Source organism: Streptomyces sp. NPDC001594 (assembly GCF_042893675.1).
GTDB lineage: Bacteria > Actinomycetota > Actinomycetes > Streptomycetales > Streptomycetaceae > Streptomyces.
On record NZ_JBIAVB010000012.1, the window covers coordinates 32429 to 54296 of the forward strand.

17 protein-coding genes are annotated in these 21868 nt (G+C 71.6%); 14 read left to right on the plus strand and 3 right to left on the minus strand.

Annotated features, from left to right (window positions below):
• Positions 1 to 169: 169 nt before the first annotated feature.
• On the plus strand, positions 170 to 2629 hold the full coding sequence (locus tag ACFY0O_RS23480) for a penicillin acylase family protein (RefSeq protein WP_388949540.1): 2460 nt from the start codon (positions 170 to 172) through the stop codon (positions 2627 to 2629).
• A gap of 60 nt (positions 2630 to 2689) precedes the next feature.
• Positions 2690 to 3709, plus strand: a complete 1020-nt coding sequence (locus ACFY0O_RS23485) for an alpha/beta hydrolase (protein ID WP_388949543.1) — start codon at positions 2690 to 2692, stop codon at positions 3707 to 3709.
• Positions 3710 to 3763: 54 nt separating this feature from the next.
• Here the strand turns inward: ACFY0O_RS23485 and ACFY0O_RS23490 are convergent, their stop codons facing one another.
• Positions 3764 to 4837: a BTAD domain-containing putative transcriptional regulator gene (locus ACFY0O_RS23490; RefSeq protein WP_388949545.1), complete on the minus strand. Its 1074-nt coding sequence runs from the start codon at positions 4835 to 4837 to the stop codon at positions 3764 to 3766.
• 301 nt (positions 4838 to 5138) lie between these two features.
• On the opposite strand from ACFY0O_RS23490, the gene ACFY0O_RS23495 reads away from it, so the two are divergent.
• Together ACFY0O_RS23495 and ACFY0O_RS23500 are read left to right on the plus strand one after the other, a co-directional pair.
• Positions 5139 to 6011, plus strand: a complete 873-nt coding sequence (locus ACFY0O_RS23495; RefSeq protein WP_388949546.1) for a hypothetical protein — start codon at positions 5139 to 5141, stop codon at positions 6009 to 6011.
• A 37-nt stretch (positions 6012 to 6048) separates the two neighbouring features.
• Positions 6049 to 7725, plus strand: a complete 1677-nt coding sequence (locus ACFY0O_RS23500; protein ID WP_388949548.1) for a peptidase M23 — start codon at positions 6049 to 6051, stop codon at positions 7723 to 7725.
• A gap of 848 nt (positions 7726 to 8573) precedes the next feature.
• Here the strand turns inward: ACFY0O_RS23500 and ACFY0O_RS23505 are convergent.
• Entirely contained in the window at positions 8574 to 9827 is a 1254-nt protein-coding gene (locus ACFY0O_RS23505; RefSeq protein ID WP_388949550.1) for an MFS transporter, read from the minus strand.
• 674 nt (positions 9828 to 10501) lie between these two features.
• Here ACFY0O_RS23505 and ACFY0O_RS23510 point away from each other — a divergent pair.
• From ACFY0O_RS23510 to ACFY0O_RS23555, 10 genes are all read left to right on the plus strand, one after another.
• Positions 10502 to 11317, plus strand: a complete 816-nt coding sequence (locus tag ACFY0O_RS23510) for an aKG-HExxH-type peptide beta-hydroxylase (protein ID WP_388949553.1) — start codon at positions 10502 to 10504, stop codon at positions 11315 to 11317.
• 61 nt (positions 11318 to 11378) lie between these two features.
• Positions 11379 to 12419: a radical SAM/SPASM domain-containing protein gene (locus ACFY0O_RS23515; RefSeq protein WP_388949555.1), complete on the plus strand. Its 1041-nt coding sequence runs from the start codon at positions 11379 to 11381 to the stop codon at positions 12417 to 12419.
• A 46-nt stretch (positions 12420 to 12465) separates the two neighbouring features.
• Positions 12466 to 12678: a hypothetical protein gene (locus tag ACFY0O_RS23520; RefSeq protein ID WP_359176999.1), complete on the plus strand. Its 213-nt coding sequence runs from the start codon at positions 12466 to 12468 to the stop codon at positions 12676 to 12678.
• A gap of 35 nt (positions 12679 to 12713) precedes the next feature.
• A complete protein-coding gene (locus ACFY0O_RS23525) occupies positions 12714 to 12905 on the plus strand; it encodes a hypothetical protein (protein ID WP_388949557.1) in 192 nt (63 codons plus the stop codon).
• An 85-nt stretch (positions 12906 to 12990) separates the two neighbouring features.
• The gene (locus ACFY0O_RS23530; RefSeq protein WP_388949560.1) at positions 12991 to 15357 is read left to right on the plus strand and encodes a B12-binding domain-containing radical SAM protein; all 2367 of its coding nucleotides are present in this window, start codon (positions 12991 to 12993) and stop codon (positions 15355 to 15357) included.
• Positions 15358 to 15409: 52 nt separating this feature from the next.
• Positions 15410 to 15964 (plus strand): GNAT family N-acetyltransferase, encoded by a 555-nt coding sequence (locus ACFY0O_RS23535; RefSeq protein ID WP_388949563.1) that lies wholly within the window; start codon positions 15410 to 15412, stop codon positions 15962 to 15964.
• Positions 15961 to 17211 (plus strand): cytochrome P450, encoded by a 1251-nt coding sequence (locus ACFY0O_RS23540; RefSeq protein ID WP_388949566.1) that lies wholly within the window; start codon positions 15961 to 15963, stop codon positions 17209 to 17211. Before ACFY0O_RS23535 ends, ACFY0O_RS23540 begins: the two co-directional genes overlap by 4 nt.
• A 155-nt stretch (positions 17212 to 17366) precedes the next feature.
• The gene (locus ACFY0O_RS23545; protein ID WP_388949568.1) at positions 17367 to 17567 is read left to right on the plus strand and encodes a hypothetical protein; all 201 of its coding nucleotides are present in this window, start codon (positions 17367 to 17369) and stop codon (positions 17565 to 17567) included.
• Positions 17568 to 17743: 176 nt separating this feature from the next.
• Positions 17744 to 19111, plus strand: a complete 1368-nt coding sequence (locus ACFY0O_RS23550; RefSeq protein WP_388949571.1) for an MFS transporter — start codon at positions 17744 to 17746, stop codon at positions 19109 to 19111.
• 13 nt (positions 19112 to 19124) lie between these two features.
• Positions 19125 to 21026, plus strand: coding sequence for a helix-turn-helix domain-containing protein (locus ACFY0O_RS23555; RefSeq protein WP_388949574.1), 1902 nt, complete (start codon positions 19125 to 19127; stop codon positions 21024 to 21026).
• An 11-nt stretch (positions 21027 to 21037) separates the two neighbouring features.
• Here the strand turns inward: ACFY0O_RS23555 and ACFY0O_RS23560 are convergent, their stop codons facing one another.
• Complete coding sequence (locus tag ACFY0O_RS23560) at positions 21038 to 21859, minus strand: class I SAM-dependent methyltransferase (protein ID WP_388949576.1); 822 nt, start codon at positions 21857 to 21859, stop codon at positions 21038 to 21040.
• Positions 21860 to 21868: the final 9 nt, after the last annotated feature.

The window sequence follows — 21868 nt, forward strand, 5'->3', positions numbered from 1 at the left end:
AACGGCGCCCGGGCCGGGAGACCCCGGAAGCTTCCGGACTGACAGGGGCGGGCGCGTCGGCTAGGGAGTGTCGGGAACTGTCGGAGCCGGCGTCATCGGGATTTCATCGCTCCTCCCTAGCGTGGCCGCGGTCAGACGAAGACCCGGACCACAGGGGAAGGACGGCTCGATGGTGCGGAGGAGAGTCAGAGCGAGGCTGCCGGTGGTGGCCACGGCCGCGGTGGCGGCGGTGATGAGCACGCTGGCGGCCACCGGGGCGCCGGCTCCGGGACAGGCGCCCGACAAGCCGACCATCCGTTACACCGAGTACGGGATCCCGCACATCATCGCTTCCGACTGGGCGGGACTGGGCACGGGCTACGGATACGCCGCGGCCAAGGACAACATCTGCACCTTGGCCGACACCTATCTGATGGTCAACGCCCAGCGGTCCCGCTATCTGGGGCCGGACGGCAGGGCGAGCCCCGGCGAGCACCAGAACACCACGACGAACCTCAACAGCGACATCCACTTCCAACGGATGAACGACAACCGGGTGGTGGAGCGGCTGATCGACCTGCCCGCGCCCAACGGGCCGGAGCCGGAGGTCAAGGAGGCCATTCGCGGCTACGTCCAGGGGTACAACCGGTACCTGGCCGAGACGGGCGTGGACCACATCACCGATCCGGCATGCCGCGGCAAGGCGTGGGTGCGGCCGATCACGGAGCTGGACGTCTACCGGCACGCGCACGCCGAGATCATCATGGGCACCGCCGACGTGCTGCTCGACGGCCAGGTGAACGCGGCTCCCCCGGGTGCTTCGGCCGCCGATCCGGGGGCCGCCCCGCCGGCCTCCTCGGCCGCGGAGACGGCGTCGAAGATCCGTGACGCGATGGCGGTCAGCCGTCAGCAGAGCATGGGCAGCAACGCGCTGGCGGTCGGCTCTCAGGGCGTGTCCGGGGGCACGAGCATGCTGCTCGCGAATCCGCACTTCCCCTGGCAGGGCAAGAACCGGATGTGGCAGAGCCAGCTGACGATCCCGGGCAGGATCAACGTCTCCGGGGCCAGCCTGCTCGGCTTCCCCGCGGTGAACATCGGGCACAACGACGATGTCGCCTGGAGCCACACCGTCGCCACGGTGGCCCCCTTCGGACTGTTCGACGTACAGGTCGATCCGCTGCGCCCGACCAACTACCTGGTCGACGGCGCCTGGGAGACGATGACCTCACAGCAGGTCGGTGTCGACGTGCTGAACGCGGACGGTTCCATCGGCAGGGTCAACAGGACCTTGTGGGCGACCCGTTACGGCCCGATCACCACACAGGTGCTGACCGTGCCGTTGCCCTGGGTGGTCAGCGCGCACGCGGTGCGCGACGTGAACATGGACAACTTGCGGGCGCTGAACACCTGGTTCCGCCTCGACCAGGCCAAGGACGTCGACGAGGTGGTGAACACCCTGGAGACCACGCAGGGCGTCCCCTTCTTCAACACCGTCGCCTCCGACCGCAAGGGCAACGCCCTGTACGCGGACATCCAGGCCACCCCGAACATCACCGACGAGCACGCCCAGTCCTGCCTGACCCTGACCGGCCAGGCGCTGTTCAACCAGGTGCTGCGGCTGCCGAACGTGCCGCCGGTCTCCATCTTCGACGGCAAACGCAGCGCGTGCGACTGGCCCGCCGATCCGAACGCGGTCGCACCGGGGCTGCTGGACCCGCACCGGCAGCCGCGGCTGATCCGCAAGGACTTCGTCGGCAACGCCAACGACAGCGCCTGGCTGGCCAACCCCGAGCAACCGCTGTCCTTCCCCCGCGTGATGGGCGACACGGCGGCGCCCCGGTCGCTGCGCACCCAGGAGTTGATCCTGACCGCGCAGAAGCGGATCAACGGAACCGACGGCCTGCCCGGCCGGGGGTTCACACCGGAGAACATGCGGCAGCTGCTGTTCGCCGACAACAGCCGGGCCGCGGATCTGGCCCTCGACGCCACCGTGGCGATGTGCCGGGCCCAGCCCTTCGGGCTCATCCTGGTGGACGGCCAGCTGGTCAACGTGAGCGAGGCCTGCCCGATCCTGGCCGGGTGGAAGAGCCATGACTTCACGGCGGACAGCCGGGGCTCCTGGCTGTTCGAGAACTACTGGTACGCCCTGCTCGGCGGCCAGTCGGTGGAGAAGCTGCCGTGGCGGACCCCCTTCGACCCCGACGACCCGGTGCACACCCCCAACTCGCTGGACTCCGGCAGCTCCGCCGTCCGCGACGCGTTCGGCCGGACGGTCATCGCCTTCCGCAGCGCGGGGATTCCGCTGAACGCGGCGTTGTCGGACGTACAGAAGGTCACGCGCAACGGCGAGCAGATCCCGATCCACGGGGCGGTCCACGAGCTGGGCGTGCTGAACGTCGTCACCCCCGGCTCGGTCGACGGCAAGATGGACATCACCTTCGGTTCCAGCTTCGTCCAGCAGGTGCGGTTCACCGCCGACGGACCGCCGCAGGCCTCTTCCGTGCTGGCCTACTCCCAGTCGGCCAACCCGAATTCACCGCACTACGCCGATCAGACCAAGTTGTTCTCGGCCGGCCAGTGGGTGACCGAGCGGTTCACCGAGGAGCAGATCGCTGCCTCGCCGGCCTTGGAGGTCAAGGTCCTGAACTGAGACCGGTCTCCCGATCGGTCTCGCACCCGTACGACGACGGAACTCACGAGGGAGCACGCTGTGACGAGGACATCGAGTCGGTGGCGAATGGTGGTGGCCCTGATGGCCGCCGTGGTGGGAATGACGCTGCCGGCGGGTACGGCACAGGCCGCCGAAGGCACCGAGCCACCGAGGATGACGGACGGGTTCGGCCTGACCCAGGTCGACACGACGGTGGGCGGTCCCACCACCTTCTACATCACCGTGACCACACCTGAGGTCTCGGGCAAGCACCACATCAAGATCATCCTGCCGAGCGGTTACTACGACGACCCGGCCAGGCGCTACCCGGTGCTGTACTTCCTGCACGGTTCGCCCGACGACCCGATCCAGCAGAACTACCCGGCGCTGACCACCTCGAACGAGATGATCACCGTCATCCCGGACGGGGGTGCCCGGGGCTGGTACGCCAACTGGCTCGACCAGAGGACCGCGGCCGGTGCCCAGAACTGGGAGAACTTCCACCTCAAGCAGGTGATCCCGTTCATCGACGCGAACCTGCGGACCATTGCCGCCAAGAAGGCCAGGGCCGTCGCCGGTGTCTCCATGGGCGGGTTCGGGGCCCTGCACTACGCCCAGGTCCGCCCCGACCTGTTCGGCCAGACCGCGTCCCTGTCGGGTGACATCGACCTGTCGGTCCGGTCCATGGACCTGCGGATGGCCGTCGTCGCCTCCCTCGTCGGCTACTCCCCCGGCGTGGACAGTGACGCCGCGTTCGGCTCGCCCTACCCGGTGTTCAACGCCGACTGGAGGTTCAACGAGGTGGACCCGGCGGCCCACATGGACAAGCTCGCGGGAGTCGGGGTCTCCATCTACGTCGGCAACGGACGCGGAGACGTCACCGACCTGGAGTTCTGGGTGGAGAGCGCGTCCAAGCACGTCAAGGACAGCATGGACGCCCTGCGCATGCCCTACTACTACGTCGACTACGGCGACGGCGGCGGCTGGGGCACCAACTGCAACGGCGGCCACAACGCCTGGTGCTGGGAAGCGGACCTCCAGGACCTGGTTCCCCGGCTGGAACGGTCCTTCTCCTCCTGACGGGATGACCGGGCCGCCCCGCTCCGGCGGCGGCCCGCTCCGGCTGCGGCCCGGTCATCCCAGCGGCGTGGTGATGCCGAGGCCCGCTTCGTCCCCGCGCAGGACCGACCGACGCGTCCGCTGCAGCAGCCGGCCCGGCGGAACGCCGAGTTCCTCGGCCAGCCGGCGGCGGGCCCGGTCGAACACGGTCAGCGCGTCGGCCCGTCGGCCGCTGCGGTACAGCGCCCGCATCAGCATCGCGGCCACCGGCTCGTGCAGGGGGTGCGCCGCGGACAGGGCGAACAGTTCGGCGACCGCTTCGGAGTGCTGCCCCAGCCGTAGCTGCCACTCCAGCTTCCGCTGCGCGATGGCGATCCGGCGCTCGTTGAGCCGCCACCGCTCCAGCTCGGCGAGCGGCCCGGGCAGGCCGGCCAGGGGCTCCCCGCGGAACAGGTCCAGCGCCTGCGAACACAGGCGGACCGCCTCCGCCGGTTCTCCGGCCCGGTCGGCCGTCGCGATGTCGGTGACCAGCTTCTCCATACGGGACACGTCCACGTCGACCAGGCCGGGGACCAGTCGGTAGCCGCACCGGTCGTGCTCGATCACCGCGTCGGGGCGGCCGTCCCCGGTGCGCAGGGTCTTGCGCAGCCGGTAGATGTACACCGGCACCACGTTCGTGCCCGGCGAGTCGGTCCCCCACACTCCGTCGAGCAGTTCCTGCCGACCGACCGTGCGGCCCGCGCACAGCGCGAGCGCCGCCAGTACGGCTTGCTGGCGCAGGTGCCCGAGTTTCAACGGCCGCCCGTCCTGCCATGCCTGCAGCGGTCCGAGCAGGGAGATCTGCATCGCCGGTCCGGCATCCCGGCGGGCGGGGGCCCGCGACGCCGGGTTCGCCGCCTGCGTACGGGGGCCGCTGCCGGGGACGACCAGGCCGCTGTCGAAGGCGTGGACGATGGCGGCGGCCCGGTCGCGCAGCCCGAGTTTCACGAGGACCCGCGCGAGGTGTCCGGCGACGGCGTCCTCGGAAAGGGCGAGAACGGCAGCTATCTCGTCGTCCCGCAGGCCGCAGCCGACCGCGTGGAGCACCTTGCGCTCCTGGTGCCCGAGCGCAGTGGTGATCGGTCGGCAGGTGGTGGCGGTCGTCGGCATCGCTGCTCCCCCGGGCTCCGGGCTGATCGGTTCGGTCGGTCGGTTCCGCAGGTCTGGCGGAAGCCGTCGACAAAGTAGGGGGAGAGCGCCTGACAAGGCATCCGCAACGATCCGGAGTGACAGACGCGAAGCCCCGGGATCCCTGGACACGGCGCCGCCCGGCGGCCTAGGACGGTTGGCCCATCTTTCCTGCCAGCCAAGGGAGTTGCCGATTCCATTGGCATTTCATCGGTGCGCCCTACTGTCGGCCGCCGACGACGGGAGAGTTCCGGTGACGACTTCAAGATCATGGTGCGGCAGAGTGCTCCTGCTGCTGATAGCAGGCGCGGCCGCCATCGCCGCGACCGCGCCCACTGCCGCGATGGCGGCCGTCTCGTCCGACCGCGGCGGCCCGATCACCCGTAGCGAGGTGATCTGGCGGGCCCAGCACTGGATGGACCAGCATCCCCCGTACAACCAGAAGGGGTCCGCAACCGATGCCGGCGGCGATTTCCGCTACCGCACCGACTGTTCCGGTTACGTCTCCATGGCGTGGCATCTGAACGCGAACCCGAATACCCAAGGGCTGGACGGCCATTCGCACGAGATCGCGCGCGACGAGTTGCGCGCAGGGGACATTCTCAATTCCTTCTACGACCACACCCTGATCTTCCACAAGTGGGAGGACGATCACGGCGGCTTCTCCTCCTACAGCTTCGGCGGGGGTTCCAGCGACGTAGAGCCTCCGGGGCCCAGGGTCGCCTCGGGGCGGTCCGCGGACGGTCGGCTGGAGGCCTTCGCCGCCGGAGCCGACGGCGTGTACCACTCCTGGCAGACCGCGGTGAACGGCGCCTGGTCGCAATGGCGGTTCGAAGGCGGCCCCCGCAACGCACAACTCTCCGTAGCGGCCAACGCCGACGGAGTCTTCCACCGCTGGCAGACCAGCCTTTCCGCCTGGTCGGGCTGGGAGGGGATGAGCGGTCCGGTCAACTTCGAGCTGGCGTCGGACCGTTCGGTGGACGGACGGGTCGAGGTGTTCGCGGTCAACGGCAGTACCGCCGGCCACAACGCCGACGGGCGCATCGAAGTCTTCGCGACCAGCAGCGCCGGTGTCCACCACAAGTGGCAGACCGGTTTCTCCGCCTGGTCCGAATGGGGGTGGGTGGGCACTTCCGCAGGGCCGGGCATCGCGTGAACTCCGCACATCTCACTTCACGGCAGAAGGGCAGACAATGCCGATAACTGATTTACGCCGCGTGTGCACCAGACTGGCCTTCGTGGCCGGCACCTGGGCGTTGGCCGTCGGGATGACCGCCTCGGTCGCCGTAGCCGCACAGTCGCCCGTTCCGGTTCCGGTTCCGGTTCCGGGCAAGGATCACACCGGGGTCTCCCGGTATTTCAGCGGCCCGCAGGGCTTCGCCATTCCGACCGTGCCGTGTGATCCGGCCGGTCCGTCGGCCGCCGACGGCAACATGGCCGACCAGCTCAACCCGCAGTTGCACGCGAAGATGGCCGGGTACATGGACGCCTACAAGGTGTCCTGCGCGCGGATGGTCACGCAGGCGGTCAAGGACCGGGGCCTCAACCAGAGGGCCGCGGCCATCGCGATCGCCACGATCATCGTGGAGTCCAGCGTCAACAACTATGCCCAGGCCGTCGACTACACCAGCCTCGGACTGTTCCAGCAGCAGGACTGGTGGGGCACCCGTGAGGAGCGACTGAACCCGGCCCACGCCACCAACGCCTTCTTCGACGAGGTGGAACGGATGTATCCGGGCGGCTCGTGGAACAACGAGGCGATCGGCGAGGTGTGCTGGCACGTCCAGCGACCGCGCGAGGACCTGCGCGGCCTCTACGCCATCGAGGCGGACGACGCGGTGATCATCGCCAATGCGCTGTGGTCCGGTACGAGCAGCACCGGCCCCAAGCACCCCTACGGCGCCGGCCGTGTGGTGTCCGGGCGGTCCGCAGACGGTCGGCTGGAGGCCTTCGCCGCCGGAGCCGACGGCGTGTACCACTCCTGGCAGACCGCGGTGAACGGCGCCTGGTCGCAGTGGCGGCTCGAAGGCGGACCCCGCAACGCACAGCTATCCGTAGCGGCCAATGCCGACGGACGGCTCGAGGTCTTCGCCCTCTCCGACACCACCTTCGACCACATGTGGCAGACCGGGGTGAACGGCTCGTGGTCCACCTGGGCCAACTTCGGCGGCGGCGGATACCGACTCGCCACCGGCAACAACGCCGACGGCCGCATCGAAGTCTTCGCCTCCAACACCGACGGTGTCTTCCACCGCTGGCAGACCGCACCCAGCGGCAACTGGGCCAACTGGGAAGGCACCGGCGGCGGTCCGGCCACCTCACGCCTCGCCCTCGAGACCGCACCCGACGGCCGACTCGAAGTCTTCGCCCTCTCCGACACCACCTTCCAGCACCTCTACCAGACCGGAGTCAACGGCGGCTGGTCCGCCTGGGAGAACTTCGGCGGCGGCGGACACGACCTCACGGCCGGCTACAACCAGGACGGAAGGCTGGAGGTGTTCGCCTCCAACTCCACCGGTGTGTTCCACCGTTGGCAGACCAGCCCGACCTCGTGGTCGGAATGGGCGGGCATGGGAGGGATCTCCAACGCCGAGCTGACCCACTCGCGGTCGGCCGACGGCCGCATCGAGGTGTTCGCGATCAACGCCACCGCCGCGAGCCACGCCTGGCAGACCCGCCCGAACGCGCCGTACTCGGAGTGGGAGACCTTCGGCGGCGGCGGCACCGAGATCGCCGCGGGCAACGACGCCGACGGGCGCATCGAGGTGTTCGCGACCAGCAGCGCCGGTGTCTACCACAAGTGGCAGACGGGCTTCGCCACTTGGTCGGACTGGGCCTGGCTGAACAACTCCGGACCGGCGATCAACTAGGGCTTGTCCGGCCGATCATGTTCGGAGCCGGATGGTGAGGGCTGAGGCCGTTGGCCGTCCGCCGCGTGAGCCATTGCGTAAGCGGGCGGCCTGGCTGTCGGTGGGGAGGACGAGCTCCTCGGCGGTGCCGAATCCCACGACGCGCCGCACCGCCGCTGCCAGGCCTGGCCCTGCGTCCCTCAGGTGGCCGCGGACGGTGAAGTAGACGGCCTCGCACGGGGGGTCGTGGGCGTCGTGGACCTGGTGAGCGGCCAGGGTCGTGGGTTCCTCCGGGTGCAGGAGGGAACTGCGCTTGGCCGAGGCCCACCACTGGACCGGTCGACGCCGATGGTGCGGCCTCCGTGGTCAAGGTAGACACGGACACGCTCCCCGTCTGGCCTGACTGGCCGGGAGGGATACACCGATGAACCGGCGCAGCACCAGAAGGACTTCGGTGAAGTGGTCGTCCATGTGCGTGCTCTCCCCGTCCTCGTCAAACCGCCGGTGCTGGTGGTCACAGTTCGTTGACCCAGTCGGGGCAGAGGGTCTGGCCCACGCAGTACGCAAGTCTCACCGCCCGGTGACACTCTGCGTCGCAGCGGCAGGCTGCGGACCCGATGCGCGAAGAACGGCTGGTACCTGACCAAGCACACCCTGCCGGCAACTCCGCGTCCGGGGAGCACGTCGGCGGCCGACCCCCTGCCGGGACGAGTGGATCGCCTGCGGGCCGCTGGTGCCCGACGACGGCGCGACCCGGCCGGGCACGGCGGCGCTGATCCGGGCGCCCGATCCGCGGACCGGGCGCCGCCCTGACCCCGGACGGGCCCGCCGATGTCAAGGTGCGTCCCTGGCAGTTCGGGGGGCGTGCGTCATGAGTCGGAGGGGGCGGCGGGCGGGGTGGGGGCACGGCCCGCATCCTGAGACCCAGACCCAGACCCAGACCCAGACCCCGACCTCCCCGACGGCACTCCGCGCAGGAGGGGAAGGCAGGCCAGCAGCAGCAGGCCTGCCAGGGCCCAGGGGGCGCCGAGCGTGGTGTGCTGGGCCAGTGCTCCGCCCGCCGACGCGCCGATCGGCATGGCCCCCCAGGCGGCCAGGCGGTAGCCGCTGGTGACGCGGCCCAGCATGTGCGGTGGCGCGAGGCGTTGGCGGAGCGAGACGGTGCACACGTTCCACAGCACCACTCCGGCGCTGTTGAGGGCCAGCATCAGGGCGACCAGCGGCCACCACGGCAGCAGGGCGACCACCAGGTAGCTGAGCGCCGACACGGAGACCGAGACCTTCAGGCTCCGCCCGGACCCCAGCCACCGCACGGCCCTCGCCGCCCCGCTCGCTCCGGCGAGGCTGCCGACGGCGGCCGCGACGAGCATCAGGCTATAGCCGTAGGCCGGCAGCCCGAGTTCCCGTTCCACGTACACGACGAGCACCGCGTAGACCGCCTGCTGCCCCACCCCCAGAACCGCCACCACCACCATGAGCCGGCGCAGGACCTGGTCCCGCCCCAGGAACCGCAGTCCGGCCCAGGTGCCGCGCAGCAGACTCCGCAGGCCCCGCTCGTCGCCCCCCGCCCCCTCGTGCGCGGCCCGCGACGGCAGGCCCATGAGTAGCAACGCCGACGCCAGGAATGTCACGCCGTCCAGGAGGAACGGCAAGGGGTGCCACACCGCCCACAGCGCGGCCCCGACCGGCGGGCCCAGGAACCCCGTTCCGGTGATCTGCGCGGCGATGACCCGGGCGTTCGTCCGCTCCAGTTCGTGGTCCGCGGCCAGCATGGGAACGACGGCCTGCGCGGCGCAGTCGAAGAACACCTCGGCCACCCCCGAGGCGAACGCCAGCAGCACCAGCGCCGTCACCGACGTCCGCCCCGCCGCCACGACGGAGAACAACACGAGCAGCATCACGCAGCGCGCCAGATCCGCGCCGACCATGGGCCGACGTCCCGGCATGCGGTCCACCAGGGTACCGATGACGGGTGCGAGCAACCAGGCCGCCCGGCCCGCGGCAGCGACCAAGGACACCCAGAACACATCGCCGGTGGTCCAGGCCGCCAGCAGGGGAAGCGCGGCGAACCGCGCGCCGTCACCCACCGCACTGAGCGCGTTGGCGGTGACGAGCCGGCGCAAGGCCGGAGTTCGGGACCCGTCGGCCCGAGGAGAGGGTGGACCGGCGAATGTCATGGGCAGCGGATTCCTTCGTCGGCGGGAGGTCGCGGCGCGCACACGAATACACCCGAAGGAACGGACGTGCCACAACCTGAAGCAGGCACACTTCCATCTCCGCCTGCCCCGTCCCTGGCGAACCATTCATGCCGCCCGGCAGAGTTTCTGAACTACTTTTGTGTGCCGCCGGATTGTTCCGAGTCGACACCTGGGGCGGTTGACGCGCCTCCCCCTCCCGTGGCAGGGTCGATGAGTCGATGGAACGTCAGTTGCGATTGAGACGTCCACGACTTTGCCGACAGTCTCGTTGACCCGTGCCGTCCGCCGCGCCCCTCGAATGACGCAATGAGTTCGCATTGCGCAATGAGCGCCGGACGTTCTTCGACAGGGACCGCTGTATGCAAGAGCCTGCACTCGCGATTCTCGCCCGCCATCCCGTCTTCGCCGAATCGGCGGGAATCCTCAGCCGATTATACGAAACCTACGATTTCCTTCTCGACTGCATCGCGCCCCATGAGTGGCCGACCGGCCCGGGCCAACGCCGGATCCTTCCGGAAACCGCACTGGAACCCACCGTTCGGCACAGACTCGACCAGGCGTTGCGCAGTATCCGCAACCCACCCGCCTGCAAAGCGGAGTTGACCGCGCTCGCGGACAGAAGACATGTCGACTCGACGCTCGCCGCCGAGGAGGAACGCGTCGGCCTCCGGCAGGCCGTCGAACTGCCCGGCCACCGGGTGCACCTCCTGATGGACCCCGCCCTGCCAGCCCCCGGTCACCAAGAGGTCCAGGCGCTCTTCCGCCGGCACCTCAGCGCGGGCGAGACCGCCGACACCCTGGCCGGCTGCACCGCGGAGCAGGCCGGGACCGTCCGAGCGGCCGTGGAGCTGATGCTCGCCACCGCCCCGGACCTGTGCACCGGTTTGCTGCGACACGGCCGCTACATCGTCGCGGTCGACGGCCCCGACGCCTTCGACAGCGCGTCCACCCGGGAGATCCCCGGAGCGGCGTTCGTCGCCGTCCGCTGCATGCGCACCCCCGAACGACTGGCCGAGGCACTGGTCCACGAGTTGGTGCACCTGCGCCTCTACGACCTGCAGGCCACCAGGTCGGTCTTCGCACCGGCCTACGACACGGCCACGGCACCCACCGTGGCGCCCGAGTGGCACAGGGACTCCCCGGTCCCGCGATGGCCCGTGGACCGCGCCCTCGCCGCCGCCCATGTCTACGTCCACCTCCGCGCCTGGTTCGAGCAGCGCGCCCTCGACTCCGGCGGGCCGGACCTGTGGCAGTCCGCCGAGACGGCCGCGTTCCGGGCCACCAGCCTCCTCGACAAGGTCGCCCGGCACGCCGAGGACTGCCTCGGCCCGGCAGGAAGGGGCTTCCTCCGGTGGCTGACGGAGGTCCACCAGAGCCGGACCGGCCCGCGCCCCCGCGAACGGGCGGCGCCATGACCGTCAGGACGCCCCGCCGCGGGCGAGCCGCTTCCACGCCCACCCCTGAGGACGGAGACCCATGGAACTCGTACTCAACGAGCCCCTCAAGAGCTGGCTCCAGGTCACGCAGTCGTGCAACCTGAAATGCCGCCAGTGCTACGGCGACTGCGAAGACCGGCCCCGCGACACGGAGATGCGCCGGTCGGAGTACGCCGCGCTCATCCGGGAAATGGCCGAGTCCGGGGTCATCGAGGTCTTCGTGGAGGGGGGCGAACCCCTCAACCGCCCGGACGCCCTCGACCTCCTCGCCGAGCTGACCCCGCACGTGATGACCCGCCTGCGTACCAACGCGACCCTGCTGACCCCCGACACGGCGACCCGGCTGAAGGAGATCAGGATCGGCGAGGTCTACGTGGACGTCCTCGGAGCCACCGCGGCCACCCACGACTGGCACGTCCGGGTCCCCGGCAGCTTCGACCGGACCGTCCAGGGGCTGAAGAGCGCCCAAGCGGCCGGACTCCCCGTCTCGCTGTTGATCATCATGACGCGGCGCAACGTGCACGAACTCCAGGCCGTACTGGAGCTCGCCGCCGAGCTCGACGTGCCCCGCGTCGGGGTGCTGCGCCTCTACCCCCTGGGCCGGGCCCGCACCCAGTGGAAGGACCTGGCGCTGCGGCTGCCCGAACAGATGGCCGCCCTCGATGCGCTGCGCGTGCCCGACAACGTCCACCTGATGACCTCCTGGCACCCCAAGGACGGCAACTGCTGCTGGCAGAACGCCGGAGTGGACGCCACCGGCCGCTCCGTCGGCTGCGCCTACCTGAGGGACTACACCGACTACGGCAACGTCCGCGAAGTCAGCTGGCTGGACACCTGGAACGACCCCACCTACGTGCGCAACCGCGCCGGCCACGTCGACGGAGGCTGTGACTCCTGCGAGGAAACACAGGGTTCGTCCGGCGGATGCAGGTCGACAGCCTTCGCCTTCACCGGCCGCTGGGACGCACCCGACCCGTTCTGCACCACGACCAACGGAGGCATCGATGTCTCTCAGCTCCCCGGCGACCTCGACGAACGGCGCGTCCGCCCCGCCGTACCGGCAACGAGCCGACTGCTATGAGCAGAGTCCTTCCGCGAGGTTCCGCCCCATCCCGGAGTGGAACTGCATGCTCGCCTACACCCCGCACAAGCCCGCCATCCACTACCTGAACCCCGTGGCATGGGTGGTCGCCGAGCTGTGCGACGGATCCTCCGGTCCGCAGATCTACGCCTCGTTCAAGGAACTCAACAAGGGCCGGATCGGTGAACCGGAACTCCAGGAGGCGTTCGAGTCGGCGATGGGCCAACTCCTCGAAGGGGAGCTGGTCTCCACCGCGTAGCCGACCCGTCGCTCCTCGGGAAGGGAGGTGAAGTGATGACGAAGAAGAAGACGGACCTCGAACAGCTCATGGCGGCGGCCGGCGCGACCGGCGAGGGCCCCGCGGTCGAGGTGGTGCAGCCGGAAGTGCGTACCGGTTCGCAGTACGCCCTGCTGCCGTCGATGAAGGCCAAGCGCCCGGACGTGTCCGACGCGACGCCGGAGACGGAGGCGGACGAACAGCACTGACCCGGGAAGGACCCGTGTCGGTTCGACCGGCACCCGGACGGCGGTCCGGGTGCCGGTCCCATCCGGAGGAGCGAGGGGGAAGAAGATGGGCACCAAGACCGTACTGGTCAATCCGCCCCTGTGGAACGCCTACGCCCCGCACCTGGCGGTGCCGCTGCTCCTGGGCGATCTACGGGCCCGCGGGTACGAGGCCACCGGCTACGACCTGAGCATCGAGTGCATCGACTGGATGCTCTCCGCCCCGGCGCTGGAGGAACTGGCGCAGAAGGCGGCCGCGCGCACGGCGGTCGGCCTGGAGGACGAGTGGGCGCGCCTGAGGGCCCTCCTGGCCGCCCCGGCCGCGATCCGCGGCATCCAGGAAGCCAAGGAACGTCTGAGGTCCCTGGACACACTGCACGACCCGGCCGCCTTTCCATGGGCCCGCCGCACCCTGCGTGACGCGCTGTGGCTGATCTCCGGGGCCTTTCCCGGCTGCACCTTCGACCTGGTCTCGAACACCTCCACGTACTCGGCCGAGTCGACGGTCCAGGTACTCGCGGCCGGCGGCGACCCCGACGGCAACCCGTACCGCTGGGCGTTCGACCGCATGCTCGACCGGGACCTCTTCCTCGACCCCTCCCTCGGGGTCGTCGGCGTGAGCATGTCCGCGGACACCCAGCTGATCGCCGGGGTGACCTTCCTCGGCATGCTCCGGGAGATGCGCCCCGACGTCCATGTGGTCCTCGGCGGCAACTACGCCACCCGGCTGGTAGACCGCTGGCAGCAGCGCCATCCCCTGTTCGACTACGTCGACACGGTGGTGACCGGGGAGGGCGAAGGGGCACTGGCCGCCGTGATCGACGGACTCGACGCGGGCGAGCGCGCCGGAACCGACTTCCGCGAGAAGATCCCGGGGGCCGTATGGGACGACAACGGCATCCTGCTGCGCACCCCCCGGCAGAGCGTCGACATCTCTGCGGCGACGAAGCCCGCCTACGACGCCCTCCCCCTGGAGAAGTACCTCGCCCCCGGCCCGATCCTGCCGGTCTTCGCTTCGCGCAGCTGCCCCTGGGAGTGCGCCTTCTGCTCGATCCCGTTTGCGAGCAACTCCTTCCGCCAGCGCTCCGCCGCCGCCGTGGCGGAGGAAGTGCGCCAACTGCGGGCGGACCACGGATCGGCGTACTTCATGTTCGTGGACGAGATCATGAGCCTGCGGACGCTGCGCAGCGTCGGCGAGGCGCTGTCGGCGACGTCCGCCGACGTGTACTGGTACGGCGAGACCCGGTTCGCCGGGGGCCTGGACGGCGAACTCGCCGGCCTGCTCCACGCCTCCGGCTGCCGCCGGATGAACTTCGGCCTGGAGTCGGCGAACCAGCGGGTCCTGGACCTGATGCGCAAGGGCACGCGGATCGAGGACGCGTGCGAGAACATCATGGCGATGCTGGAAGCCGGAGTGCCGATCCACCTGTTCGTGATCCACGGCTTCCCCGGCGAGACCCAGGAGGAGGCCGCGCGCACGGTCGCGTTCGCGGAGGCCGTACGGCGCCTGTCCGTGGACCGGTACGGCGTCGCCCACACCACCTGGGGCGGATCCCCCTTCGTCCTGGACGTGCACTCGCCCGTCGGCACGCAGCCCGAAGCCTTCGGCGTGCACATCGAACCCCCGGCGCCGCTGGACGACCTGAGCCTGAGCCGGAACTACCGCACCGACGCCGGGCTGTCCCAGCAGGACAGTCTGCGGGTCGCCGAGGACGCCGCGGGGTCGGCCGGTGACACCACCGTCTGGTTCCGCGCGGCCGGCGACCCCATGGCGCGGGAGATCGAGGAGTTCACCTTCCTGCGCGCCTGCGTCGGGGCACCGCAACCCAGGGCGGCTGCCGTCCCGCTGTTCGACTGGCCGCCGCCCGAGCCGGACGCCCGGCTCGCCCTCGCCTCCGGGGTGACGTTCACCCGGGTTCCCTGGCCGCCGACGGAGGCGGACGCCGAACCGGCGATGGCGCTGTACCACCCGGCCGAGGACAGGTTCCTCCAGCTCAACTGGACGGGGCACACGGACCTGCGGCAGCTGGACGGTCTGTCCTGGCGCGATCTGGAAGCGTGGCTGACCGACCGGGAGTGCCACTACCTCGGCTCCGGTCCCGGCGCCACGGCCGCCCTGCTGCTCAGGCACGGCTTCCTGGTGCCCTCGCGGCGGCAGGCCCGCCCGCCGGCCGCACGGCTGCGCGCCGAGATCGGCACCGGGACGGAGAATCGCGACGGAACCCGGTACGTGTCCAACCCCGTCACGGGCGTGACGATCCGCCTCCGGGGCGCGGCCGTGGAGACGTGGCAGGGTTGGCAGAACGGCGTGGCACCCGCATCGACGGACGACCCCGTCACCAGTGCGCTCGTCCGCTACGGATTCCTGTACCGCGAACCGGTCGGCTCCGGGCGGGCGCGGCCGAGGTACCTCACCCAAGGACAGGCGGTGTAAGGCAGTGAAACAGTTCCCGACATCCGGCGTGGCCGCGCCGATCGTGCGCCCCATGCGGCCGGAGGACGAACCCGACGTGGCCCGCGTGCTGGCAGCCTGCGACGACTATCTCCTCGCGGCCACCGGCTCTCCCGCCCTGCCCGCGGACGTACAGAGCCTGTACTACTCCCTGCCGGACGGCGCCGACTTCGAACAGAAACACCTGTTGGTGGTGTGCGACGGAGCGACGGTGGTGGGTGTGGTCGATGCCGTCGCCCGTCACCCCGACCGGCTCGGCTGCTCGGTGGGCCTGTTCCTCCTCGAGCCGAAGGCGCGCCGCACGGGAATCGGCACGCGGGTGGCCCGGCACCTGCTGCGGGAGGCCGCGACGCGTGGCATGCGGTACGTGACCGCCACCTGCCCGCAGAGCTGGGCGCCCGGCCGGGCCTTCCTGGTGAAGATGGGCTTCGAGGTGAGCGCACCGGCACAGGACGCGGGACCGACGGTCGGCAACCGGCTCCGGTTCCCCGCGGAGGAAGGCCTGTGCACCGCCGTACGGAAACTGGACGGGGCGTCCGCGGACGACGGGCACACGGACGACGGGCACACGGACCGGGGCGCACCGTGACCGCGGTGGCAGGCCTCCTCGACGCGAGCCCCCAGGGCGTCGAACAGGACATCAAGGAGGCGTACGCGCTGGTCCGCGCCTACGACGACGCCACCACGCTCGCGCAGGGCGGTGATCCGCACGCCGAGTTCGCGGCGCTGCGCCGACAGGGTGCCGTGCACCGGTCGACGCTCGAACGGGTGCTGACCGGAACCGACGGCGCCGAGGGGACGACGACCCCGGCCTGGCACGTCGTGTCGTTCACCGCGGCCGAGCAGGTGATCCGCGACGAGGACACCTACTCGTCGGCGGCCTACGACGACAGCATGGGCCGCGTGATCGGCAGGTCCTTCCTCCAGATGGACCATCAGGAACACAGGACCTGGAGGAACGTCCTGCAGGGCGGCTTCAACCGGCAGACGGTCCTCGCTCACCGCCAGGACGTCCGCTTGGCCGTGGCGTCCAGGCTCTCCTCCGTCACTGCCCGGGGCGGCGGTGACCTGGTCGCGAAGGTGGCCTTCCCGGTGGCCCTGACGACCATCGCGCGTTTGGCGGGCCTGCCGCGCGGAACACGCATCGGCACTCTGTACACCTGGGCGGTGGGGCTGCGCGAGGATCCGGACGGGCAGGTCACCTCCGCGGTACGGGAGTTGCTCGGCACGCCCTCGGCCTGGACACCGGGCAGCCTCGTCGACCTCCTCCTGCGCGCGAAGAACCCGGTCATCGGAACGGGGCCACAACTCCTGCCCGCGCTGCGGTTGCTGCTGTCCACCGGCACCGAGCCACCGTTCCGTTCCCTCGCCACGCTGATGTACGCGGCTCTCACGGCCCCCTCCGTGCCGGCCCTGCTGCGCACCGACCTGTCCCTGGCTCCCGCCGTCTTCCAGGAGTGCTGGCGTTGGGAGCCCCCGCTGACCTGGGTGTTTCGCCGCTGCACCACCGGGACGGAGCTGGCCGGGCAGAGGATCAGCCGTGGCGAACTGGTCTGTGTCAACCTCGCGTCGGCCAATCGGGACGACACCCGGTGGCGCCACGCGCACCTCTTCGACGTCCGCCGCGAGCAGCTGCCGAGCCTGGCCATGGGGACGGGCCCCCACACCTGCCTCGGGCGGCACCTCGCCGCCGTGGAAGCGCAGGAACTGCTGTCGGAACTGCACGACGTGGTAGGTTCCGCCTGGCCGACGGGGTGGACCCTGCACACCGACGGCCCGGCCGGACGCGGCTTCCGCTCACCCGGCCGACTCGGCGTCCGGCTCCGCGACACCTGACGGCGGCGCCCCGCTCGGCCCGGGCCGCGTCAGCCCCCGCGGACCGGCGGAGCGGCGGCCTGGTCGACCAGGGAAGCTGAGGGCCGCTCCAGGCCGGGGCCGGCCAGGCGCCCGGCCGTTGGGTGCTCGTCTGCTCGCTGGGCAGGCCCGAACAGGTGGCGTCGTTCGGGAGCCGAGCCCACATCGGCCGGCCCGGCTGGACCGCGGCGGTCGTCGCGACCGTGGCCGAAGGGGTCGGGACGGCGGTGGCCCCGCTGCTCGCCGGCGAGCCGGCCGAGCGCGACGTGGCCGCCGACCAGGTCAAGGCCTTGGCCGCCGCCCTGGCCGAGCTGCCCTCCGATGAGGCCTTCGGCTAGCGAAGGTGGATTCGGGGCCGGTCAACGCCCCGCAGGCGCGCTCGGTGGGTGGCATGGCTGGGATGCACACCTGTCGGGCGGGAAGTGTGGGGACGGGCACCATGGGACGTTGACCTGGGCGTTCCTATGGTGTGGCGACACGGAAACGTCCCCGCCCCCGTCCGGAAGTGGTACTCATGGCCGCCTCTGCCACACCGTCAGCCCGCCCCGGGAACATCAGAAGAGTCGTCGCCGCCAGTCTCGTCGGGACCACCGTCGAGTGGTACGACTTCTTCCTCTACGGATCCGCCGCCGCCCTCGTGTTCAACACCCTGTTCTTCCCGGCCAGCGACCCCCTCGTCGGGACGCTGCTGGCGTTCCTCACCTATGCCGTCGGGTTCGCCGCGCGGCCGCTCGGCGGGGTGGTGTTCGGGCACTTCGGGGACCGGATCGGGCGGAAGCGGCTGTTGGTGGTGAGTCTGCTGATGATGGGCGGGGCCACCTTCGCCATCGGGCTGCTGCCCACGCACGCGAGCGTCGGCGCCGCCGCGCCCGTGCTGCTGACCCTGCTGCGGCTGGTGCAGGGGTTCGCGCTGGGCGGGGAGTGGGGCGGGGCCGTGCTGCTGGTCGCCGAGCACGGGGGCGACCGGCACCGGGGGTTCTGGGCCTCGTGGCCGCAGGCCGGGGCGCCCGGCGGGAACCTGCTCGCCACCGGGGTGCTGGCGCTGCTGGCGGCCGTGCAGTCGGACGAGGCGTTCCTCGCCTGGGGATGGCGGGTTCCGTTCCTGCTGTCCGGGGTGCTGGTGGTCGTCGGGCTGTGGATCCGGATCTCGGTGTCGGAGTCGCCGGCGTTCCTGGAGGCGCGGGCGCGGGCGGAGGCCGAGGAGGCGGCGGGGCTCCGGCAGCGGCCGCCGGTGCTGGAGGTGTTCCGGGTGCACTGGCGGGAGGTCGTGACGGCGATCGGGGTGCGGCTCGGGGAGAACGTCTCGTACTACGTGCTCACCGCCTTCCTGCTCGTGTACGTCACGGTGCACCTGCACCTGCCCAAGTCGGACGCCCTCAACGCCGTGCTGATCGGCTCGGCCGTGCACTTCGTGACGATCCCGCTGTGGGGCGCGCTGTCGGACCGGATCGGGCGGCGGGCGGTGACGCTGGTGGGGTCGGCCGGAATGGCCGTGTGGGCGTTCGCGTTCTTCGCGCTGCTCGACTCGCGGTCGTTCGCGGTGATCGCCGTCGCCGTCACGGCGGGGCTGCTGCTGCACGGGGCGATGTACGGGCCGCAGGCGGCGTTCATCTCGGAGATGTTCGACACCCGGGTGCGGTACTCGGGCGCGTCGATGGGCTCCCAGCTGGCCTCCCTGATCGGTGGGGCGCTCGCGCCGATCGTCGCCGTCGAGCTGCTCAAGGACTACGGCTCGTCCGTGCCGGTGTCCGTGTACCTGTGCGCGACGGCGCTGGTCACCACGGTGGCCGCGGTCGCCGCCCGGGAGACCCGGGGCCGCAGTCTCACGGGGGCGGCGAAGGCCGCGCCGGTGGCCACGGCCGCCACCCCGAGCGGGCGTTGAGCGGGCGGCCCGTATGCTCGGCGGCGTGATCGACGCGGGGCTGCGGGAACTGCTCGGGCTGCTGGCCCAGGGCGCGCCGGCCGAGGAGTTCTCCCGGCCGGCCGCGTCCGCGCGCGCGGCGGGGGCCGCCGCGGCCGAGGTGGCCGCCCTGGAGGAGGCCGCCGGGGTGGCCCTGGAGGTCCACCGCACGCTGGCCCAGCACCGCACGCGCGAGGCGGAGCTGACCGCGCTGTTCGACACGGCGGGCGACCTCGCGGCGCTGCGGGACCTGGACTCGGTGCTGCGGGCCATCACCCACCGGGCCAAGCAGCTGCTGCACACCGACGTCACGTACCTGTCGCTGAACGACGAGGCCGCCGGGGACACGTTCATGCGGGTCACCGACGGTTCGGTGTCGGCGGCGTTCCAGCAGCTGCGGCTCGGCATGGGCGAGGGACTGGGCGGGCTGGTCGCGCAGACCGCCCGCCCGTACGCCACCGGGGACTACCAGCGCGACCCCCGCTTCCGGCACACCGGGCCCATCGACAGCGCGGTCGGCGAGGAGGACCTGCACGCCATCCTGGGGGTGCCGCTGCGGCTGGGCGCCCGGGTGATCGGGGTGCTGTTCGCCGCCGACCGCAGCCCGCGCGAGTTCGGCCCGCGCGAGGTGGCGCTGCTGTCCTCGCTGGCCGACCACGCGGCCATCGCGATCGACGGGGCCCGGCTGCTGGAGGAGACCCGGCGGGCGCTGGCCGAACTGGGCGTGGCCTCCCGCACCATCCAGGAGAACAGCGACGCGATGCGCCGGGCGGAGGAGGCGCACGACCGGCTGACGGGCCTGGTGCTGCGCGGCGGGGACCTGGGCGAGGTGGCGGCGGCCATCGGCGCGCTGCTGGACGGGGGGACGCTCGTGCACGACGCCGAGGGCGTGGAGCTGGCCCGTTCGCGGACCCGTGCCGGGGCGCCGCCCGCCCGGGCCGTGACGGCGTCCCGGAGCAGCGGGCGGGCCGTCGCGGCGGAGGGAAGCTGGGTGTGCGCGGTCCTGGCCGGCCCCGAGCTGCTGGGCAGCGTCACCCTGACCGGGCGGCCCGGTCTGGACGAGGCCGGGCGGCGGCTGTTCGAGCGGGCGGCCATGGTCACGGCCCTGCTGCTGCTCCTGCGGCGGTCGGTCGCGCAGACCGAGGACCGGATCCGCGGGGAGCTGCTCGGTGATCTGCTGGGCCCGTCCGGGGATCCGGCGGGGCTGGCCGAGCGGGCCCGGCGGCTGGGCGTCGATCTGGCCCGCCCGCACGCCCTGTTCGTGCTGCACAGCGACACCGCCCCGCGCCCGCGCCTGCTCGCGGCCGCCGCGCACCAGGCCCGGGAACGGCGGGGGCTGGCGGGGGTCCACCACGACCACGCGGTGCTGCTGGCGCCCTCGGGGGACACGGGTGCGGACGCCGCCGGGCTGGCGGCGGCGCTGGGGCGGTCCGTGGGCGCCCCGGTGACGGTCGGCGCGGCGCGGGCCGAGGGCGGTCCGGCGGCCCTGCCCGGCGCGCACGCGGAGGCCCTGCGCTGTCTGACGACCCTGTGCGCCCTGGGCCGGGCCGGGGACGGCAGTACCCTCGCCGAACTCGGGTTCCTCGGCGTCCTGTTGGGCGACCGGCCGGACCTGTCCGGGTACGTCCGGGCGGCGCTGGGGCCCGTGCTGGACTACGACGCCCGGCGCGGCAGCGACCTACTGCACACGCTGCGGGTCTACTTCGCGTCGGGCATGAGCCAGGCCCGCGCGAAGGAGGCGCTGCACGTGCACGTGAACACCGTGGTGCAGCGCCTGGAGCGGATAGGCAGCCTCCTGGGTCCGGACTGGCAGTCCCCCGACCGGGCCCTGGAGCTCCAGCTCGCCCTGCGGCTGCACCAGGTGTCCGTACCGCGGAGTCCCCCCGCGAGCCCTTGAAGGCCTTTGCTTCATCGCGGGATCGCCCTCGCGGTGTCGGCCAGGGCCGTGGTGACCACCAGCGGGGGCCGTTCCCGTTCGGCGGTCCAGGGGCGGCTGCGGACCAGCTCCGGGTCGGCTTCGGCCCGCGCCTCGTCGAACGTCGGCCGTTCCTGGAGGACGTCGCGGAACCCGGCCCGCTCCAGCAGCACGGGGATCCGGGCGACGGGCCAGGCGTGGTTGCGCACCTCCTGCCAGGTGCCGTCCGTGCGCCGCAGCCCCACGCTCAGCTCCTGGCCCGGCGCGCGGGCCGGGCCGGGGCCGCCGATGCGCAGGGAGGCGTACTCCGTCCCGCCGCAGTCCGGGTCGGTGGACAGCAGGACGAACGGGCCTCCGGGGCGCAGCAGTCGGCGGACCTCCAGGAAGACCGACACGACGGTCTCCTCGTCGGGCAGCGAGGCGAGCACGTGGCTGCACATCACCGCGTCCGCGCAGCCGTCGGCGAGGCCGGCCGTCCGGCCGCCCTCGACCAGGTGGAACTCCGCGACGGCGGTGCCCGGGGCGCGGGCCAGCGCCAGCATCTCGGGTGAGGTGTCCACCCCGATCACCCGTGCCCCCAGCAGCCGGGCAGCCCGGTCGGCCACCTTGCCGGGCCCGCAGCCGTAGTCGACGATGACGGCGCCGGCGCCGATGCCGCGGCGGGCCAGGGCCCGGAAGACGAAGGGGTAGCCGAGCAGCCAGTCCGTGGCCGCCTCCACGGCGGCGAAGGCCCGGGCGCCCTCGGTCCCGGACCAGGTGGTCCCCTCCGCGGGCTCGGCCGCCGCTTGCGAGTCCCGCTTCCCGTCATCGCTCACGTCTCCACT

Bases quoted from the DNA above. Each gene is read 5' to 3' on its own strand.
- ACFY0O_RS23550 (WP_388949571.1), top strand. From the start codon at position 17,744: ATGGCCGCCTCTGCCACACCGTCAGCCCGCCCCGGGAACATCAGAAGA.
- ACFY0O_RS23520 (WP_359176999.1), top strand. From the start codon at position 12,466: ATGCTCGCCTACACCCCGCACAAGCCCGCCATCCACTACCTGAACCCC.
- ACFY0O_RS23555 (WP_388949574.1), top strand. From the start codon at position 19,125: ATGCTCGGCGGCGTGATCGACGCGGGGCTGCGGGAACTGCTCGGGCTG.
- ACFY0O_RS23525 (WP_388949557.1), top strand. From the start codon at position 12,714: ATGACGAAGAAGAAGACGGACCTCGAACAGCTCATGGCGGCGGCCGGC.
- ACFY0O_RS23515 (WP_388949555.1), top strand. From the start codon at position 11,379: ATGGAACTCGTACTCAACGAGCCCCTCAAGAGCTGGCTCCAGGTCACG.
- ACFY0O_RS23530 (WP_388949560.1), top strand. From the start codon at position 12,991: ATGGGCACCAAGACCGTACTGGTCAATCCGCCCCTGTGGAACGCCTAC.
- ACFY0O_RS23535 (WP_388949563.1), top strand. From the start codon at position 15,410: ATGCGGCCGGAGGACGAACCCGACGTGGCCCGCGTGCTGGCAGCCTGC.
- ACFY0O_RS23490 (WP_388949545.1), bottom strand. From the start codon at position 4,837: ATGCCGACGACCGCCACCACCTGCCGACCGATCACCACTGCGCTCGGG.
- ACFY0O_RS23500 (WP_388949548.1), top strand. From the start codon at position 6,049: ATGCCGATAACTGATTTACGCCGCGTGTGCACCAGACTGGCCTTCGTG.
- ACFY0O_RS23480 (WP_388949540.1), top strand. From the start codon at position 170: ATGGTGCGGAGGAGAGTCAGAGCGAGGCTGCCGGTGGTGGCCACGGCC.